Origin of the sequence: Kitasatospora sp. NBC_00240 (genome assembly GCF_026342405.1) — a bacterium.
Taxonomy (GTDB): domain Bacteria; phylum Actinomycetota; class Actinomycetes; order Streptomycetales; family Streptomycetaceae; genus Kitasatospora.
Genome location: NZ_JAPEMU010000001.1, coordinates 4,899,386 through 4,915,766, shown reverse-complemented (window position 1 = coordinate 4,915,766; position 16,381 = coordinate 4,899,386). Strand labels below are relative to the sequence as shown.

Below are 16,381 nucleotides of genomic sequence, written 5' to 3'. Positions count from 1 at the left end.
CCCCGCGCGAGGGGTGGGAGAGTGGGGGCATGAACGACGAGGCCGAGGTCACCGGGTTGGTACGGAGCTGGCGGGAGAGCGCCGCCGCCCCCGGGACGGTGGTCCTGGACGGGTTCCACGCGCTGAAGCACGCACTGCGTTTCGGCGGGGACGTCCGGTACGTGTGCACCGCCGACCTGGCCGCGCTGCTGCGCCTCGCGGACGAGCTGGCGCCGGACGTGGCGCCGGCCCTGGCCGCGCTCGCGGTGCAGCTGCCCGAGCCGGCGCTGCGCTCGCTGGCCCCCAAACCGCACCCGACGGGCGTGGTCGCGCTGGCCGTCCGGCCCGGCCCGGCGGCCAACCTCGCGGCCCTGTCCCGCACCCCCCGCCCCGCCCCGGTGGTGCTGCTGGAGAACCCGCGCAACCTGGGCAACGTCGGGGCGGTGATCCGGCTGGCGGCCGGCTTCGGGGCCACCGGCGTGGTGACCACCGGCGACCTGGACCCCTGGCACCCCAACGTCGTCCGGGGCAGCGCCGGACTGCACTTCGCGACGGCGGTGGAGCGGCTGACGCTCGCGGAGCTGCCCGCCGGGCCGCTCTACGTCCTGGACCCGGAGGGCGCCGACATCAGGACGGTCACCGTGCCGGACGACGCGGTGCTCGCCTTCGGCACCGAGCGGCACGGCGTCTCGGACGAGCTGCGCGGGCGGGCCGCGCAGCTCGTCGCGGTGCCGATGCAGCCGGGGGTGTCCAGCTTCAACCTCGCCACCAGCGTGGCGATGGGGCTCTTCCACTGGATGTCCGGCCGCAGGCCCTGACGCTCCGGGCCGGCGGCCGGCCGGCGGGTCAGCCGAACAGCCGGCGCCAGGTGTCGGGGCCCGGGTAGCCGTCCGCCTCGTCGCCGCTCCAGCCCAGCGACAGCTGGAAGGCCTGGGTGTTCAGCCGGTCGCTCTCGCTCCAGCGCGGGCCGGGCCCCTGGCTGTAGTAGCGGCCGAACCCCTTGCGCACCAACTGCTCGCCGAGCTGCTGGACGTAGCTGTTGGACTGCCCGGGCGCGAACTTCTCCGCGCCGGGGAAGGCCGGGACGCCGGTCGCCGGCGGCGGGGCGGTGGGCGGGGTGCCGGGCGCGGGGGTGACCGGCGGCGGGGGCGATCCGCCGCCGATGTCCTCGCCCTTGCCGTTGACCAGGTGGTCCCAGGTGTCGCGGCCGGGCAGGCCGTCGGCCTCGGCGCCGGTCCAGCCCTGGGCCAGCTGGAACGCCTCGGTGGCCTTGCGGTCCGCCTCGCCCCAGGTGGGGCCGGGGCCCTCGGTGTAGAAGCGGCCGCCGCCGCGCTGGACCAGCATCTGCCCGAGCCGGGTGATGTAGTCGTTGGACCTGCCCGGGCCGAACGTGTCCGCCCCGGGGAAGGCCGTGCTCTGGCCGGTGCCGTCGCTGCTGCTGCCCGTGCCGGTACCAGGGTCGGTGCCGGTACCCGGGTCGGTGCTGCCGTCGGCGCCGCCGGGGGACAGCGCCTTGTAGCGGTAGGGCAGGTACCCGGTCGCGTTGCTCCAGTAGGCGTACGGGGTGGTCCGCCTGATGGTGCTCGGGGAGGTCTGCTCGTACGCGAGATAGCTGGTGCGGGCGGCGTCGGCCCACCCGCCGAAGATCGTCACGTGCGACCCGGCCTGCGGGTTCGAGGGGTTGTTGAAGATCAGGACGTCGCCCGGCTGGAGCTCGTCCTTGGTGATCCGGTCGGCCAGGCCGGGCAGGGTCCAGGTGGTCTCGCTGGCGGCCAGCCCCCAGGCCATCGAGACGTAGCCGGAGCAGTCCTGGCGGTACCCGTCGGACCAGTTCGAGCTCATGCTGTACGGGACCTTCTGGTCCACCCAGCCCTGCGCGCGGGCGATGATCTGCTCACGGGTGATCCCCTGGACGGCCTGCAGCCGGGCCGGGCCGCCCGCCGGGTCCCCGCCGAACCGGCCGGTGACCCCGCCCTGCGGGCTGCGGGGGGCCGGGGTGCTGCTGCTGCCGCCCGGGGTGGGGGCGGCGGCCGCGGCCGCGCCGCCGCCGATCACGGTGCCGACGGCCGCGAACAGGACGGCGGCCCGGCGGCGGACGCTGTGCGCGGATGCGTGCCCGCCGTCCTGGACGGCCGCGGCGTGCAGCCTGGCCCGGCGGCGGGCGGAGCATCCGGGGCATATGCAGTCGGTGTCCGGCTCGACCTCGTCGAACTCCAGCAGTCGGGTCATCTCCGCCCCTTTCCAGGGCACGTCGTTCCGGGGCCCGTCGCCCCCGGCCGGGAGCTTTCCTCGCGGGGGCTGACGGCATGGCAGGAGTGACCTTCGCAGGCCGATCCGGTGCTATCAGGACCAACGTCCCAAATCGGACGGGTATTCGGCGCGATGGGATGGGCCGCGCGGGTGAGCGGGCGCGACCGGGTGGAGCTGAAACACCGTCGGACGGCGACCGGCCGCGCGGTGCTGCCGGTACGAAGCAACCGTGCGGGGGAGCAGGCCTGCGGGGCCGGGGTGCGTCGGGCCGGGGCAGGCGCCGGGCCGACGGCGGGTCAGGCGGTGACGGCGGCCGACGGCAGGTCAGGACCGGCGGGTCAGCGCCGGCCGGGCGGGACAGGCCCGGGGTGGGACAGGCCCGGGGTGGGACACCGGACCGGCCGCGGCGTCACTCCCACTCCCAGCGGATGCCGACCTCGCCCGGCTGCTGGTCCGGCGCCAGCACATGGGCGCTGGCCGAGGCGCCGATCCAGAGCTGCTCGCGCCGCCGGTCCACCTCCTCGCCCGGGGAGCGGTCGTAGCGCTCGCAGTGCGCGGGCACCGCCGCCGGGTCGAAGTGCACCTGCAGCACGTACTCGCGCACCGGCACCGCGAAGCGCCGCCCGTACACCGTGGTCGGGCCGTCGGACGGGATCTCCACCTCGTACTCGAAGACCGTGCTGTCCCCCAGGCCCAGCGGGCGGTCCAGCATCAGCTCGGCCACCACCAGGCCGTTCTCCGGCCGGCGGCGGACCCGGCCCAGCCGGGCGTGCCGCACCGCGGTGATCTCGGGGCAGCCGGTCGCGCCCTCGTCCGCCTTGTGCACCACCAGGCAGCGGGCCACCCCGCTCACCGTGGCCCGGACCACCTGGCGCATCCGCAGCAGATGGCCGCGGTGCTCGGCGTCCACGTAGTAGGCGTCGTGGATGCTGAGCCGCTCCAGCTCGCCGACCGGCGGCGCGTCGAGCTCGGTGAAGACGTCCGCGATCTGCTGCTGGCCGGGCCAGACGTCCTCGATCCGCAGGCTGCCGGTGGTCGGGGCGGTGGCCCAGCGCCCGCGCGGGCGGGGCGGGCCGAGCAGCGCCGAGAGGCCGTCGTGCGGGAACCCGAGCAGCTCCTCCAGCAGGTGGACGGCGTGCAGCGAGGCGGCCCGTTCGGGCTGGCTGCGCCCGCGCCGCCAGTAGCTGAGGGTGGTGACGCTGACCCGGACGCCGCGGTCGGCGAGGGCGGCCCTGATCCGGTCCAGGCTGAGGCCGCTGGCCTCGATGGCGGCGTTCAGGGCCTCGTCGAAGCTGCCGGCCGGGTTGATCCGCGCGACCTGCGGTTGCGGGGCCGCGGGCGCCTCGGCGGGCGGGCGCTCCTCGGCGCCCGGCGCCGCGGAGCCCTGCTGCCCGGCGGGCGGGAGTTCGGGGGCCGGCGGTTCGGCGGCCAGGGGTTCGCCTGTCTGCTGTCCGACCAGACGGAGTCTGGCGGCGTTCTGTGGGAGTTGTGAGCCCATCCGGATACCTTCCCCACCAAGCGAGTTCGGCGGGACCGGCCCGCTGCCGGTATGCGCTGGGAGCCGCGTATCACCGAACTGTGGGAACCCTACGCACGGTCGAGAGGGTACGTCATCCACCGCGCGTATGACAGTGGTCACGGAGGGGACCGCCGGATGGCGGGGAGGGCGCCCCCGCGGCGGTGCGCCGTCCGGCCGGGGCGGGACGGCGCACCGCCGGGACAGGCCGTGAAGGCCCGCCCCGGCGGATCTCAGGAGGTCATGGACCTCAGGAGGTGGTGACCGCCGCGTCGTCGACCACGAAGCTGGTCTGCAGCGAGGAGTCCTCGGTGCCGGTGAACTTCAGGGTCACGCTCTGGCCGGCGAAGGCCGAGAGGTCGAAGGACTTCTGCACGTAGCCGGTCGCCGCGTTGGCGTTGGAGTACGTGGCCAGGGTGGTGGAGCCGGCCTGGACGGTCAGCTTGTCGTAGGCGGTGGTGCCGCTCTCCGCGGTGTCGATGTGCACCCAGAAGGAGAAGGTCGCCTTGCAGCCGGCCGGGATGGTGACGGTCTGCGACACGGTGTCGGTGTGGGCCGAGCCGTAGCCGTTCATCCAGGCCTTCCAGGAGCCGGAGTGCGCGGCCTGGCCGGAGCTGTTGTCGACGACGCCGGTGGAGGCCGTCCAGGGCGCCGCCGTGCCGGTCTCGAAGCCCGCGTTGCCGAGCAGCTGGGCCGGGGTGCAGGTGCTGGTGCCGCCGATCGTCCAGGTGAACGAGGCGGAGCCGGTGGCGTTGGTGGTGTCCTTCGCCGTCACGGTGACGTTGTAGGTGCCGGCCGCGGTCGGCGTGCCGGTGACCTTGCCGGTGGTGGCGTTGATCGCCAGGCCGGTGGGCAGGCCGGTGGCGCTGTACGTCAGGGTCTGGCCGCTCGCGCTGTCGGAGGCGCCGATCTGCAGGCTGACGGCGGTGCCGGTGGCGGTGCTCTGGTTGCCCGGGTTGGTGACCGTCACGGTGTTGCCGGTCTGGGTGCCGCCGAGCAGGGCGGTGGTCAGGGCGTCGGCGACCGGGCTGCCCCAGCCGGTGACCTGGTCGTAGCCGGCCTTGGTGGAGAAGTCCTGGTTCTTGCCGGTGACGGTGTCGTGGAAGGCGCCGGCGTAGCCGCTGCCGTTCGCCACGGTGTAGAGCTTCGGGCTGGCCTCGCCGAGCACCGGCTTGCCCGCCGCGCCGGCCTTCTGGTTGAACAGCGCGGCGTAGCCGGACCAGAGCGGCGCGGCGGCGCTGGTGCCGCCGTAGACCTGCCAGCCGCCGGTGGTGTAGATGGCGAAGCCGCTGGCCGGGTCGGCGTTGGAGGCGACGTCCGGGACGGTGCGCATGGTGCCGGTGACGCCGGTGCCGGTCTGCCAGGTCGGCTTGCCGAACACGGTGGAGACGCCGCCGCCGGCGGTGCTCCAGGCGCTCTCGGAGGAGTAGGTGGTGCCGGAGACCTTGAGGTTGGTGCCGCCGACACCGGTCTGGTGCGGGCTGGACGCCGGGAAGTCGACGGCCTTCACCGTGGAGCCGCTGGTGGAGCGGGTGCAGTCGCGCGAGCCGTCGTCACCGGAGGCCGAGAAGATCGAGATGCCCTGGGCGGCGGCCTGCTTGAAGGAGTTGTCGACCGCCGTCATCGAGGCGGCGGTGGTGTCCGGCTCGCAGGAGCCCCAGGAGATCGAGATGACCGAGACCAGGTTGTCCGAGACGATCTTGGCGGCCATGTCGATCTCGCCCTGGTCGCTGTTGGGCGCCTCGTAGACGAGCTGGGTCGCCTTGGGGGCGACGCCGCGCACGATCTCGCTGTCCAGCTCGACCTCGCCCTGGCCGTCGCCCGGCGCCGAGTCGTAGTTCGCGCCGTCCACCGAGACGGTGGTGACGGCCGGGCCGGTCAGCCCGTACTGGGTGTCGTAGGTCTTGAGGTTCGCGGACTTGTAGCCGTCGAACTCCCAGAGCGCCACCTTGGTGCCGGTGCCGTCCGCGCCCATCGAGTTGAGCTTGTAGGCGCCGTCGTACTGGCTGGGCCCGAAGCCGCTCGGGGCCGCGTGCGGGGCGGCGGCGGCCGCGGTGCCCTGGGGCTTGGCCAGGCGGGTGGTGCGCACGGTGTGGTTGTTCAGGCCGGATATGCCCTGGACGACGTCGGCCAGGTCGGCCGGCACCGAGGCGGCGGCGTCGTTGGCGAAGAAGGTGCGCTGCTGCAGCGGGTCGAGGTAGGCGCTCTCGTGGGTGCCGAAGGCCTTGGCGATCTGCTCGGCGGTGCCCTGGGCGTTCACCACCTGGCGGTTGTCGCTGACGCTCGCGACGGTCAGCCCCTGGGACTTCAGGTAGCTCTTCACCTGCTCCACGGCGGCCTGGGTCGGGCCGTACAGGGCGGTGAACTGCGCGGGCGTCAGGTACTTGCCGTACTCGGGCGAGCCGGGGGTGGCGACCGCGGTGAGGAAGCGGTCCAGGCCGGCGGTGTCGCGCAACTTGAGGCTGACGGCCACCGAGAGCTGCTGGGCGGCGGGGACGTCGCCCTTCTTCTCGGAGCGTGCGACCGCCGGGGTGACGGTGTCGGGGAGGGCGACCCGGGAGGCGGTGGCGTTCGGGGCGGGGGCGGCCTGGGCGGCGGTGATTCCCAGCGAGAGCGCGGTCAACGGCAGGACGGTCAAGGCCGCGGCAAGGGCGAGCGGGCGGGGGCGCACGGGCTCCTCCTCTGGCCGGCTGTGGGGGCCGGCAGGGACTGGGCGTTCCGGGTTCGAAAACGCTTGCTAGAACATCCCAGAGGGCGTGCGGAAATTGGCTCATGGTCGAGCAATTCATTACTAAAGAACAGTCAAGTGTGGACGGGTAATTCACAAACAGAATGACCGTCAGTCCATACAGTGAATGGCTGTCGGTGCGTCATCTGCGCAGCTCGCGACAGGGGATGAAGCGTACCGGAATTGGTCTGGCCCAATTCGCGCAGAGCGAACGGGACTTCTCCGGTGAATAGGTCCGGGGCGGTTGCCCCCATTTCGGCACGCACCGCGGGGGGCAGGCCGGGCCGGGGTGGGGCATTCCGGCGGGCTTCCTCGGCTGCCCCGGCAACACGGCAACACGGCAACACGGCGGCAGGGCGGCGCGGCGGCCGGCCCCGGTCCCCGCCGTCGTGGGCGGGGTCGGGCGCGGGGCCGGGCGAGGGCGGCCGGTTGCTACGAGCGGGCCGGGGGCCGCCGCCCCGGGCCCGCCGCCGGCATCAGTCGTCGGAGGGGGCGCCCAGCCACTGCGCCAGGGCGGCCCGCAGCTCGCCCCGGCTCGGGTCGACGGCGGCCCAGGCGGCGTAGCCGTCCGGACGCACCAGCAGGACGGTGTCGCGGAGCTTGCCGTGCGGGTCGGCGGGGGCGGCGGTGACCACCCGGTCCGCCCAGGGGTCGGCGGCGGACAGCTCGTCGTTGCTGACCAGGACGAACCGGCCGGTCCGCAGGGCCTCGTACAGCCGGCCGGGGCCGCCCGTCCGGCCGTCCGCCGTGCCCTCGGCCGGGTACAGGCCGGTGAGCCGCAGGTCCGGCACCCGGCGGCCGGCCAGCGGGTGGGAGTCCTTCGGGGCCGGGTACTTGATGCCGATGCCGGAGACGCTGCGGGCGCCCTTGGCGGCGACCGGGCCGAGGCCGTCGGCGAAGGAGGTCAGGGCGGAGCGCAGGGCCCGGGTGGGGCCGGAGCGGGCCAGCGCGAGGCGGACCAGCGCGCCGGAGGTGCGCAGGACGGTCCGGCCGACCGGGTGGCGCTCGGTCTGGTAGGTGTCCAGCAGGGCGTCGGGGGCCCAGCCCTGGACGGCGGCGGCGAGCTTCCAGGAAAGGTTGGCGGCGTCCTGGAGGCCGGTGTTCATGCCCTGGCCGCCGGCCGGGGAGTGGCAGTGCGCCGCGTCACCGGCCAGGAAGACCCGGCCGGAGCGGTAGTTGGGCGCCTGCCGCTCGTCGCTGTGGAAGCGGGAGGACCAGCGGGCGTCGTGCAGGCCGTAGTCCTCGCCGAGCGCCCGGCGGGTGATGTCGGCGATCTCGCTCAGGTTCACCGGGGCGCTGTCGGGGAGCCGGCGGGCGCGGTCCCAGGCGATCACCCGGTACCAGCCGTCGCCGAAGGGCGCGAGGAAGGCGAAGCCGTTCTCGTTGGCGCCCACCGTCAGGACGTCCTCGGGGGCGCGCTCCAGCCGGACGTCGGCCAGCAGCACGGAGTCGACCACCGACTCGCCGGGGAACGGGATGCCCAGCAGGTCGCGCACGGCGCTGTGGACACCGTCGGTGCCGACCGCGTAGCGGGCCCGGTGGACGGCCTTGGTGTCCCCCTCGCCGGTCTCGATCCGCACGCTCTCGGCGTCCTGGCGCAGGCCCGTCACCTCGACGCCGCGCAGGATCGTCGCACCGGCCTTCAGGGCCCGCTCCTGCAGCAGCCGCTCGGTGTTGGACTGCGGGGTGATCAGGACGAACGGGAAGCGGGTCGGCAGCGCGCCGAGCTCGATCCGCAGCCGGCCGAACAGGCGCAGCGAGGAGAGCGGGGCACCGGTGGCGATCAGGTCGTCCGCGAGCCCCCGGGCGTCGAGCTGCTCCAGCGTCCGGGCGTGCACGGTGAAGGCTCTGGTGAGGTTGGACTCGCTGCCGCGCTTCTCCAGCACCGTGACCCGGACGCCGGCGGTGGCCAGATCGCCGGCCAGCAGGAGCCCGGTCGGTCCGGCTCCGACGATCAGGACATCGGAGCTGAGCTGCTTCTGGGTCATATGTCATCTCCCGGCGGTGGGACGAGGGTGGGAGCGAGTTCTCAGCGCTCTCTCAGCCTCCCATCATCGCGGCCCCATCGGGACCTGTGAATCTCCGAATCATGACTCAGCCCGCAACATCCGAGACCGACCGTGACGCCGGCCCCGCGCGCGCCGGCGCCTCCCCCTCCGGCGGCCTCCGCGCCGGTGCGCCGACGCGGGCCGCGACCAAGCTGGTCGAGGTGGTCGTACCGGTCTACAACGAGGAGCACGTGCTGGAGCGCTGCGTGCGGCGGCTGCACGCCTATCTCGACGAGACCTTCCCGTACGACTACCGGATCACGGTGGCCGACAATGCCAGCATCGACGGGACCTGGGCCGTGGCCTGCGCCCTGGCGGCAGAGATTCCGCAGGTCAGAGCGGTGCACCTGGATCTGAAGGGTCGCGGCCGGGCGCTGCGGCAGGTCTGGGGCGACAGCGCCGCGGACGTGGTGGCGTACATGGACGTCGACCTGTCCACCGGGCTGGAGGCGTTCCTGCCGCTGGTCGCGCCGCTGCTGTCGGGGCACAGCGACCTGGCGATCGGGAGCCGGCTGCACCGGGGCTCGGCGGTGGTGCGCGGGCCCAAGCGGGAGTTCATCTCGCGCACCTACAACGTGCTGCTGCGGGCCACCATGGCGGCGAAGTTCTCGGACGCGCAGTGCGGTTTCAAGGCGGCCAGGACGGACGTGGTGCAGCGGCTGCTGGCCGAGGTGGAGGACAACGCCTGGTTCTTCGACACCGAGCTGCTGCTGCTGGCCGAGCGGTCGGGCCTGCGGATCCACGAGGTCCCGGTGGACTGGGTGGACGATCCGGACAGCCGGGTGGACATCGTCCGGACGGTGCTGGACGACCTGAAGGGGATGGCCAGGGTGGCCCGCCGCTCGCTGTCCGGCGCCACCCGGCTGCCGGTGCCGCCGAGGGTCCGGCAGGCCCGGCTGGCGCCCGGCCTGGGCTGGCAGTTGGCCAGTTTCGCGGTGGTCGGCACGCTCTCCACCCTGGCGTACGTGCTGCTGTACCTGGGGCTGCGTCAGCTGATGCCGGCGCTGGTCGCCAACGCCCTGGCGCTGGCGGTGACGGCGGTGGCGAACACCGCCCTCAACCGGCGCTTCACCTTCGGCGTGACCGGCAGCCGGGACGCCCTGAAGCACCAGGTCGAGGGCGGGATCGCGTTCCTGATCGGGCTGGGCCTGAGCAGCGGTGCGATCGCCCTGCTCGGGGTGGTGCAGCCGCAGGCCAGGCACGGCGCGGAGCTGGCCGCCCTGGTGGCGGCGAACGCGCTGGCCACCCTGGTGCGGTTCGTGCTGCTGCGGGTCTGGGTCTTCAGCCCCGGGCGGGCGGCCCGGGGCTGAAGGAGGGCGCCGAGGCGCGGGCCGGTCAGACGTGCCGGCGCACCTCGACGGTACGGAACCGGTTCGCGACGAAGGCCGCGTCGCAGTACGCGGAGTTGGCGGCCGGGTTGGCGCCGGTGCCGTGCAGGTCGGAGAAGGCGGCGGTCTGGTTGGCGTAGACCCCGCCGGTGAGGTTGAGCGAGAGCGAGACGCCGGCGTCCAGGGCGGCCTCGACCAGGGCGGCCTCGACCTCCGGCTCGACGGTGTAGCCGGCCGCCGTCATGGCGCCCTGCTCGCGCACGGTGCGGCGGAGCAGCTCGACGGCGGCCTCGGTGGACTCCACGGCGACGGCGAAGGAGACCGGCCCGAAGCACTCGGTGAGGAAGGCGGCCCGGTCGTCCGGCTTGTCGGCGTCCGCCTTGACCAGCGCGGGGGTGCGGACGGTCGCGGCCGGGAAGTCGGGGGAGGTGACCACCCGGGGCGCCAGGGCCAGCTCGCCGTACTCGCCGCCGGCGGCCTGCACGGTGCGCTGGAGCACCCCGGGATTGACCACGGCGCCGAGGACGGCGGCCGCCCGGGCGTCGTCCGAGAGCAGGCCCTCGACGGCGGCCGCGAGGTCGGCGACCACCTCGTCGTAGGACTTGTCGCCCTGGTCGGTGCGGACCCCGGTGCGCGGGATCAGCAGGTTCTGCGGGGTGGTGCACATCTGGCCGCTGTACAGCGAGAGGGAGAAGGCCAGGTTGGCCAGCATGCCCTTGTAGTCGTCGGTGGAGTCGATCACCACCGTGTTGACGCCGGCCTTCTCGGTGTAGACCTGGGCCTGCCGGGCGTTCTCCTCCAGCCAGTCGCCGAAGGCGGTGGAGCCGGTGTAGTCGATCAGCTTCACCTCGGGCCGCACCGCCAGCACCTTGGCGACGGCGGCGCCCTCGTGCTCGGCCGCCAGACAGACCAGGTTGGGGTCGAACCCGGCCTCGGCGAGCACCTCGCGGGCGATCCGCACGGTGAGCGCCAGCGGCAGCACGGCGCGCGGGTGCGGCTTCACCAGGACGGGGTTGCCGGTGGCGAGCGAGGCGAACAGGCCGGGGTAGCCGTTCCAGGTGGGGAAGGTGTTGCAGCCGATCAGCAGCGCGATGCCGCGCGGCACGACGGTGAACTCCTTGGACATCCGCAGCGGGTCGCGCTTGCCCTGCGGCTTGGTCCAGCCGGCCTGCAGCGGGAGCCTGGTCTGCTCGGCGTAGGCGTACGCGACGGCCTCCAGCCCGCGGTCCTGGGCGTGCGGGCCGCCGGCCTGGAAGGCCATCCCGTACGCCTGGCCGGTGGTGTGCATCACGGCCTGCGCGAACTCGTGCGAGCGGGCGTTGATCCGGGCCAGGATCTCCAGGCAGAGCGCCGCGCGGGCGGCCGGGCCGGCCGCGGCCCAGCCGGGACGGGCCGCCTGCAGGGCGGCGATCAGCGGGTCCGGCGCGGAGTGCGGGTAGCTGATGCCCAGCTCGATGCCGTACGGGGAGGCCTCGCCGCCGACCGGGTCGCCGTCGGTGGGCTGCCCCTCGATGGTGAAGGGCCGGCCGAGCAGGGCGTCGAAGGCGGCCTTGCCGTCCGCGGCGCCGCTCTCGCCGTACGCCTTGGGGAACTCGGGGTACGGGGACCAGTAGTCGCGTTCGGTGATGGCGGTGAGCGCCCGGTTCAGGGTGTCCTGGTGGCGTTCGACGAGTTCGGCGACGAGGGGGTGGGTGACCGCAGCAGCCATTGGTGCGCTCCTCGGAGGAGGCGGACGGGACACGTCACAGAGTAACCGAACGATCGGTCGGCTCAAGGGGTTCCGCGCTCCCTTTCCGGTCCGGGGCCCGCGCGGCCCGGGAAAAGCCCGGGGCTCCGGCGGCCGCCGGGACACGACGACGCCCCGGCCGGGAACCCGGCCGGGGCGTGGCGGTGTCGAGGTCGGACCCGGTCTACGGGACGCCGAGTTCGAAGATGATGTAGCCCGCGAACCAGCCGGAGGCGATCGCCGCGGAGCCGAGCACGGTGGCCAGCACCGGCCAGCTCAGCTTGCGCAGCGCGATGGCCAGCGGCACGAACAGCGGGAAGACCGGCAGCAGGTAGCGGGACGTGTTGCCGAAGATCTGCGCGCTGCCCAGCACCGTCACCAGCGTCACCAGGGTGTAGACGATCAGGACCACCGGCGGCCGCAGCCGCAGCATCAGCACGACCAGGATCGGCAGGGCCAGCACGATCAGGACGGCCAGCATGTCCGGGATCGGGTAGGCGAACGGGTAGTCGAACCGGCCGAGCATCACCCCGCGCATGGAGTTCCAGGTGCTCACGCCGTAGTCGAAGTAGTGCAGCCAGGCCTCGCGCTGGAGCTTGAAGTAGCCGCCCCAGTCACCCATCCGCCAGCCCACCCAGCCGACGTAGCCGAGCAGGCCGAGCGGCGCCAGGAACATCGCCACCAGCGGGCGGACCACGCCGCTCTCCCGCCGGTACAGGTCGATCAGGGCCGCGATGCCGACGCCCGCGATCAGGGCCGCCGCGGTCGGCCGGTTCAGCCCGGCGACCAGGGTGACCACGCCGGCCGCCACCCAGCGCCTGGTCAACACCAGATAGCAGGACCAGGCGGCGAGCGCGACGAAGGTGGAGTCCGAGTAGACCGCCCACTCGGCGCCGGAGCCCGGGATCACCGCCCACAGGCCGGCCGCGATCACGCCCGCCCGGGCGCCGGCCAGCCGCTCGGCGACGGCGAAGATGCCGGCCGCGGCGAACAGCGAGGCGACGATCGAGACCAGCATCCCGGCGCCGTACAGGCCGAGGCCGGTGCCCTCCGAGACCAGCCGCATCAGGCCGGGGTACAGCGGGAAGAACGCGGCGGAGTTCTGCTCTATCGTGAAGCCCTCGACCGCGCCGGGCACGTGGATCAGCTGCGGGTGGTAGCCGAACTCCGCGACCTGGCGGTACCACCAGCCGTCCCAGGAGGCCAGTACGTCCCAGGGCTGGGCGCCGCCGCCGAAGCGCGCGTCCTTCTTGGCGTAGTCGCCGGCGAACTGGAGCATCCGCATGAACACGGTGAAGCCGATCAGCTTCAGCACCGTGTAGCACCAGACGGCCGGCCCGTAGCGGATCGCCAGCCGGCGTGCCTTCTCGCGCAGGCTGTCGGCCTCCGCCCCCGCCCCGCCGTCCCGTTGCTCGGGCACGCCGGTGGTCACTGCCTGTTCTGCGTTCATCAAGACCTGATCCCACCCTGCCGCGGTCGATGGTGCGCCGAGTCTAGGACATTGGTCCAGACCTGGCCCTGGAGCTTCACCGGTCTGCCGGCTCTCGGAACACCCACAGCCGCAGCAGCACGAAGCGCAGCAGCGTCGCCGCCGCGTTGGCGGCGATCAGGGCACCGACCTTGACCGGCGAGGAGGCGTCCGGCGCGACCCGCGCGAGCAGTTCCAGCGCGCCGTCACTGAGCACCAGCCCCGCCACGAAAGCCACCAGCCCCTGCACCTGGTGCCTGGCGGCGCCGGCCGACCCGCGCACCTTGAAGGTGAAGCGGCGGTTGGCGGCGGTGTTGGCCACGGCGGTGACGAGCAGCGCGATCAGGTTGGCGGTCCGGTCACCGACGGCGGGGCTGAGAGCCACGTACAGGCCCAGGTAGGCGACGGTGGACACCGCGCCGACGACGGCGAAGACGGGCAGCTGCCGGACGGCCCCCGGGCGCTTCGCCGCCGGGTGGTCCGGCCCCGCCGGACGGGTCGCCGTCGGCGGTACCGCCGGTCGCGGCGTGTCGTCGTGATCGGAGTCGGACGGCATCGGTCACGGAACCCTGGGTCGAGGAGTCGGAAAACCCTGCCAAACGGTCAGCCGCGGGGAATATTGGTCTGTACCGATCGACAGTTGTCGGACCGCAAAGCTCCCACTCGGCATCGGCGCAGTCTACGGTATGGGCGTGGACGGCACTCCCTGACCCGTTCGCGACACCAGCCGATCACCTTCTTCTCCCATGGGCCAGGACAACCGATGACCGCAGTGCACCACGACCGCACCGAGCTCTCCGTCGTCATCCCCATGTACAACGAGGAGGAGGTCCTGCCGGTCCTCGTCGAGCGCCTGCGCCCCGTCCTGGACGGCACCGGCGTCAGCTACGAGGTGGTCGCCGTCGACGACGGCAGCACCGACAAGACCGCCGCCCGGCTGGAGGACCTCCGGGCCGGCTGGCCGCAGCTGCGGGTGGTCGCGCTGCGCCGCAACTCCGGCCACCAGGCCGCCCTCACCGCCGGCCTGCACAGCGCCCGCGGGGCGTACGTGGCGAGCATCGACGCCGACCTCCAGGACCCGCCGGAGAAGATCCCCGAGATGCTGGACCTGGCCAAGGCCCAGCGCCTGGACATCGTCTACGGGATCCGCTCGGACCGCTCCACCGACACCGGCTTCAAGCGCCGGACGGCCGGCGCCTACTACTGGCTGATCCGCCGGCTGGTCGGCAAGAGCGTCCCGTCCCAGGCCGGGGACTTCCGGCTGCTCAGCCGCGAGGCCGTGGACGCCCTCAAGACCCTCCCCGACCAGCAGCAGGTCTACCGACTCCTGGTGCCCTGGCTGGGCTTCCCCAGCGGCCAGGTCACCTACCAGCGCGACGAGCGCGCCGCCGGCGAGACCAAGTACCCGCTGCGCAAGATGGTCGGCCTGGCCATCACCAGCATCACCAGCTTCTCGGCGGCCCCGCTGCGGCTGGCCACCTGGCTCGGCGTCGTCAGCTTCTTCACCTGCCTGGCCATGCTGGTCTTCACCCTGACGGCCTACGCGCTCGGCAACACCGTGCCCGGCTGGACCTCGCTGTTCACCGCGATGCTCTTCCTCGGCGGCGTCCAGCTGATCTGCTTCGGCCTGCTCGGCGAGTACGTCGGCCGGATCTACACCGCCGTTCAGCAGCGGCCCACCTACTTCATCGCCAGCGACAGCGGCCGCACCGCCGAGGCCGCGACCCCGGCCGGTACGCCCGCCGCCTCCACCGCTCCCGCCAACGGGCCGGCGGCCGAGCCGAAGGTGCCCTCCGGCCGGCCCGAGGCCGGTCAACTGCCCCCGGCCTGATCCTTCGTCCGGCCGCCGGGGATACTCGGAGGATGGCCGATCACACCACCCGCACCGCCTACACCGTGGAGTCGCTGCTCGCGGTGACCGTCGACGTGTTCAACGAGCGGGGCTACGACGGCACCTCGATGGAGGACCTCTCCCGCGCCGCCGGGATCTCCAAGTCCTCGATCTACCACCATGTGCGGGGCAAGGAGGAGCTGCTGCGGCTCGCCGTCGGACGGGCGCTGGACGGCCTCTTCGGCATCCTCGGCGAACCGGCCGCCACCGAGGGCCCGGCCGTGCACCGGCTGGAGCACGTGGTGCGCCGCACCACCGAAGTCCTGCTCACGGAGCTCCCGTACGTCACCCTGCTGCTGCGGGTGCGCGGCAACACCGCCACCGAGCAGTGGGCGCTGGAGCGCCGCCGCGAGTTCGACCACCGGGTCGCCGAACTCGTCCGGGCCGCCGTCGCCGACGGCGCCCTGCGCTCGGACGTCGACCCGCGGCTGGCCACCCGGCTGCTCTTCGGCATGATCAACTCGATCGTCGAGTGGTACCGCCCGGGCATCAGGACCGCCGACGGCGTCGCCGACACGGTCGTCCGCCTCGCCTTCGACGGCCTGCGGGCCGTTTGATTGAGGCTCGGCTCGCCTCGCGGGCGCTTTGACCCGGTGCCGACGGTCGTCGCTCCCGCGGTCTCCCCCAGCCTTCGGCCGGGAGGTACCCCCACCGCTCCCTTCCTCGCTCTCTCTACTTTCGGCACCGGCGCGCCCCCTCGGCTCGCTCGCGGCCGTGCCCTCCCGCAGGTCAACGCCCTGTGTGAGGGCTGCTTCGTACGTGGGGTGGTCCTTCCGCCGGCTACGGGCCGGGGGCTCAGTCGGGGGGTACCTGGTCGGTCTCCTCGAAGACGATCAGGGTCTGGGTGGCCAGCACCTGGGGGATCGACTGGATGCGGCCGAGCACCAGCTCCCGCAGGGCCCGGTTGTCGGCCGTGTGCACCAGCAGCAGTACGTCGAACTCGCCGCCGACCAGGGCGATGTGTGCCACCCCGGGCAGTTCCAGGAGTTGTTCGCGGACCGTCCGCCAGGAGTTCTGGACGATCTTCAGGGTGATGTAGGCGGAGGCGCCCTGGCCGGCGCGCTCGTGGTCGACCCGGGCGGTGAAGCCGCGGATCACTCCGTCGTCCATCATCCGGGAGATCCGGGCGTAGGCGTTGGCCCGGGAGACGTGCACGCGTTCGGCCACCGAGCGTATCGAGGCCCGCCCGTCCTGCTGGAGCAGGCGCAGGATGGACCTGTCGACCCGGTCCAGCGGGGTGACGGGTTCCTTCGCTCTGGACATCTGTTCAGCGGACATGGCCCCCCACCCCTCGGATATGGACGTGCTGCTTCCAGCAGACCGCTGTCACGGCCGATTGTCCACCACCTTGGCGCAGCTGTGGTCAGAATGAACAGACAACCGAACAATCGGTAGGGAGGAATCCGTCGCCGACCCGGTCGCGGCCCTTGAGCACCACGGCACCACC

The 16,381-nt window shown here is 73.2% G+C and carries 12 protein-coding genes; 4 read left to right on the top strand and 8 right to left on the bottom strand.

Annotated features, from left to right (window positions below):
• The first annotated feature begins 29 nt into the window (after positions 1-29).
• The gene (locus tag OG689_RS20820) at positions 30-797 is read left to right on the top strand and encodes a TrmH family RNA methyltransferase (protein ID WP_266322417.1); all 768 of its coding nucleotides are present in this window, start codon (positions 30-32) and stop codon (positions 795-797) included.
• 28 nt (positions 798-825) lie between these two features.
• On the opposite strand, the gene OG689_RS20815 is transcribed toward OG689_RS20820, so the two are convergent.
• From OG689_RS20815 to OG689_RS20800, 4 genes are all read right to left on the bottom strand, one after another.
• Positions 826-2,208 carry a peptidoglycan-binding protein gene (locus tag OG689_RS20815; RefSeq protein WP_266322415.1) on the bottom strand — a complete coding sequence of 461 codons (1,383 nt, stop codon included), beginning with the start codon at positions 2,206-2,208 and terminating at the stop codon, positions 826-828.
• Positions 2,209-2,638: 430 nt separating this feature from the next.
• Entirely contained in the window at positions 2,639-3,727 is a 1,089-nt protein-coding gene (locus tag OG689_RS20810) for a hypothetical protein (protein WP_266322414.1), read from the bottom strand.
• 268 nt (positions 3,728-3,995) lie between these two features.
• Positions 3,996-6,416, bottom strand: a complete 2,421-nt coding sequence (locus tag OG689_RS20805) for a protease pro-enzyme activation domain-containing protein (protein ID WP_266322412.1) — start codon at positions 6,414-6,416, stop codon at positions 3,996-3,998.
• A gap of 533 nt (positions 6,417-6,949) precedes the next feature.
• Positions 6,950-8,461: an FAD-dependent monooxygenase gene (locus tag OG689_RS20800; protein WP_266322411.1), complete on the bottom strand. Its 1,512-nt coding sequence runs from the start codon at positions 8,459-8,461 to the stop codon at positions 6,950-6,952.
• Between the two features lie 101 nt (positions 8,462-8,562).
• On the opposite strand from OG689_RS20800, the gene OG689_RS20795 reads away from it, so the two are divergent.
• Positions 8,563-9,831 (top strand): dolichyl-phosphate beta-glucosyltransferase, encoded by a 1,269-nt coding sequence (locus OG689_RS20795; protein ID WP_323189311.1) that lies wholly within the window; start codon positions 8,563-8,565, stop codon positions 9,829-9,831.
• Between the two features lie 25 nt (positions 9,832-9,856).
• Here the strand turns inward: OG689_RS20795 and paaN are convergent, their stop codons facing one another.
• From paaN to OG689_RS20780, 3 genes are all read right to left on the bottom strand, one after another.
• Positions 9,857-11,557: a phenylacetic acid degradation protein PaaN gene (paaN, locus tag OG689_RS20790; protein WP_266322409.1), complete on the bottom strand. Its 1,701-nt coding sequence runs from the start codon at positions 11,555-11,557 to the stop codon at positions 9,857-9,859.
• Positions 11,558-11,759: 202 nt separating this feature from the next.
• The gene (locus tag OG689_RS20785; RefSeq protein ID WP_266322408.1) at positions 11,760-13,025 is read right to left on the bottom strand and encodes a glycosyltransferase family 39 protein; all 1,266 of its coding nucleotides are present in this window, start codon (positions 13,023-13,025) and stop codon (positions 11,760-11,762) included.
• 76 nt (positions 13,026-13,101) lie between these two features.
• Complete coding sequence (locus tag OG689_RS20780; RefSeq protein WP_266322406.1) at positions 13,102-13,599, bottom strand: GtrA family protein; 498 nt, start codon at positions 13,597-13,599, stop codon at positions 13,102-13,104.
• Between the two features lie 207 nt (positions 13,600-13,806).
• Between OG689_RS20780 and OG689_RS20775 the strand changes: the two genes are divergently transcribed.
• Together OG689_RS20775 and OG689_RS20770 are read left to right on the top strand one after the other, a co-directional pair.
• Entirely contained in the window at positions 13,807-14,874 is a 1,068-nt protein-coding gene (locus OG689_RS20775; RefSeq protein ID WP_266322404.1) for a glycosyltransferase family 2 protein, read from the top strand.
• Positions 14,875-14,906: 32 nt separating this feature from the next.
• A complete protein-coding gene (locus tag OG689_RS20770) occupies positions 14,907-15,491 on the top strand; it encodes a TetR/AcrR family transcriptional regulator (RefSeq protein ID WP_266322403.1) in 585 nt (194 codons plus the stop codon).
• A gap of 238 nt (positions 15,492-15,729) precedes the next feature.
• Here the strand turns inward: OG689_RS20770 and OG689_RS20765 are convergent, their stop codons facing one another.
• Positions 15,730-16,197 carry an Lrp/AsnC family transcriptional regulator gene (locus OG689_RS20765; protein WP_266322402.1) on the bottom strand — a complete coding sequence of 156 codons (468 nt, stop codon included), beginning with the start codon at positions 16,195-16,197 and terminating at the stop codon, positions 15,730-15,732.
• Between the last annotated feature and the right edge of the window lie 184 nt (positions 16,198-16,381).